Origin of the sequence: Desulfamplus magnetovallimortis (assembly GCF_900170035.1) — a bacterium.
In the GTDB taxonomy this organism is placed as follows: Bacteria; Desulfobacterota; Desulfobacteria; order Desulfobacterales; family Desulfobacteraceae; genus Desulfamplus; species Desulfamplus magnetovallimortis.
In genome coordinates this window covers 15,600-18,223 of the sequence record NZ_LT828550.1, presented here as the reverse complement: position 1 = coordinate 18,223, position 2,624 = coordinate 15,600, and the positions used below count along the sequence as shown (strand labels likewise).

Annotated in this window: 2 protein-coding genes; both read right to left on the bottom strand. The window is 36.6% G+C overall.

The window, feature by feature from the left end:
- Positions 1-127: 127 nt before the first annotated feature.
- Positions 128-946, bottom strand: coding sequence for a hypothetical protein (locus tag MTBBW1_RS17080; protein WP_139786798.1), 819 nt, complete (start codon positions 944-946; stop codon positions 128-130).
- Between the two features lie 132 nt (positions 947-1,078).
- A partial coding sequence (locus MTBBW1_RS17075) for a caspase family protein (RefSeq protein ID WP_222424093.1) occupies positions 1,079-2,624 on the bottom strand: 1,546 nt, incomplete at its 5' end.

Here is a 2,624-nt window from a genome sequence, read left to right as displayed (position 1 = left end):
GCCGAGCTAAGCCGCCGCGCCTACTGCCTTCGCAAAAAGCGCTCCCGTTCACGCGGTCGGCTTGAGCGACATGTTGGCCGATTAAAAGTTTGGAGTTTTTATGAAACATAATTTTAAAAACTGTATATTAAGTATTTGTATTATACTGTTTATATGCTGTCCCATAGTATGGAGTAAGCTTATTGGTGGCAATATTGTATTCTTGTATAAACCGATGCTCATGTCTATATCCAAAAATATCATGGTAAACGACACGACCATAGAACCATGCTGCGCTATCACCTTTGACAAAAGTGGCTACATTTTCCTCGACACTTTTCATAAAACTATCACTGGCCTTGCAAGTAATCTCTTTAGTGGGAATTCCTGCGGAAATCATTGGCTCTTCAAGAATCAAATTAGAAGGATTATAAATAGGTATAATAGGGAGCTCTTTGGCCCATGTAAGACAATGGCTGATTTCTTTTACGATTGCATAGGTTCTTCCATAATTTTGGATACGATATTTGGCAGAATGGTAGGTTTTAAGTTCTCTCAAATCACTGTTACAGGCAACGACATGCAATACAGCCCTCTCGGAAGAGGCGAGAACGTCAACGCTGCGCTTCAATTGATGAGTTTGGTAAATCATAACTATCCATTGAAGAATAGCTACAAAAGCAATGATTGCGGTAACAACTATGAGAGTGTGACTATTAGACGATTCTATATTTTGATATTTGGCGGTTTGCTCGGCACTTTGCTTGCTCTCCGGGGTGTCGATAAGTTTGATTACAAAAGGAAGTTCGTCTGTTCCGCTTTTATAGTTTTGGGGTTTTTGATCATGGTTTTCAGCTTGGGGCTGTGGGTTCTCCACTTCTATCCCTTTAGTTGGGGATGGATATTGTGAGTATGCTGGTATTAACCACAATAATGATATCATCGTCAAAATGACTATTATTCTCATACCTACCTTATCCGAGTTATTTAGGTGCCACCGGCCAACGATTAAGTGAGGGGCGCCGCCTGAAGCTTCCGGGTAGGCCGCACCGTACACGGCGTCCCCTCTACTGTTTTGTTATTTTTAATGACATTATATTTATTTTTTTACCAACACTAAGTCTCCAACTAAAGAAGTGCTCTCCCAAGGAGTTTGTTTTCCACTTGACTTCTCAATAACTGATTTTCGAACTCTCTGAAACATTTGCAATATATTAATATTTGGAGTTTCAATATGTTTTAACAATGCTGATGTATAAAGTCCATTTTTTGCATCAATACCATCAGATGCTGTTTTTCCAGGAGATGTGGCATACGCAATTAACGAACCGGATGGGGCATCCATAAAAGCTAATCCTCTTCCTTCAACACTTCGTATCCAACTTCTTTCAAATGGATTATTTCGACAAGCATCCAAAATAATAATATTGGTTTTATTTTCGGCGCTTTCCATTTTTGCAAGAATCCTTCCTACATTAACACAATTATACTCTATATCATTTTCATTTTCTAGTTTAGCATCTACCGGAATTAAATAGTTATGACCTTTTGATTGAATACCATGGCCCGCATAAAAGAACAATCCAATGTCGTATTTTTTTAATTTTGTACCGAAGTTATCTATGGCTTTTTTCATTGTTGTTTGATCTATGTTTTCATATTTAATTACATCAAAACCAACTCTTTCTAAATGAGATTTCATAGATATTGCATCATTAACAGGATTTTTAAGTGTAGCACTTTCAAGAGTATAATTCGAATTACCAATAATTAATGACAAACGTTTTTCTTGCTTAATGTTTAATTTTTCCCCATTAACTATTAATGTTCTAGTCGCTTCATTATTATACATATCTGTCGCTCGGATAATAACACTAGTTTGACCAGCATCCAAATCTATAGATACTTTGAAATTTCCTTTCTGATCAATACTTGCAATTTGGTCATTGATATAGACTGATTTAATTCCAGATTCATCCACTGCTTGCCCTTGGATGAGTACATTTGACAATGGTAGTCTATTTATTCCTCTTGAGTTTTCCACCAACAGAATCTTTGGTGCTATTTTATCTATTTTTTGTGCATGGGTTGCTAACGACACTTCATATTGCTTAAGTCGTTTAAAAACAGCAGGATTTATTTTTCTATTTTGTGACTTTAGAATATCTATAGCTTTTTTCTGATATGCTACTGCTTTTTCAAAAAGATTAGATTCAGCATAGGCTGCAGCAAGGGTATCAATAAAACGTCCATCATCTGGTCTAAGTGCTACCGCTTTTTCTGCTAGTTGCACTGCTTTAGGACCATTTCGTAAGTGCGTATTTGGAGAAACTGATAGGAACCAAGCTAATTTATTCAGCATTAACGGGTCATTTGGGGCCAAATCTACTGCCTTATTACAATCTGTAATAGCCTTTCCATATTCACCGTTTTTATACCACGCCAAGCCACGATTGAAATACGCTTCGGCATCATTCGGATTTTTATCTATAAAAGCATTATAATGAGTTATATCAGCATTATTTGATACTCCCACACAAGATATTATGGTAATCCATACCACAAAAACAATCATTTTAGCGAGCATATTATTCATTATTGCCTCCTCAAAAAATGCGACTAAAAAATAACGTTGAGTACACCGT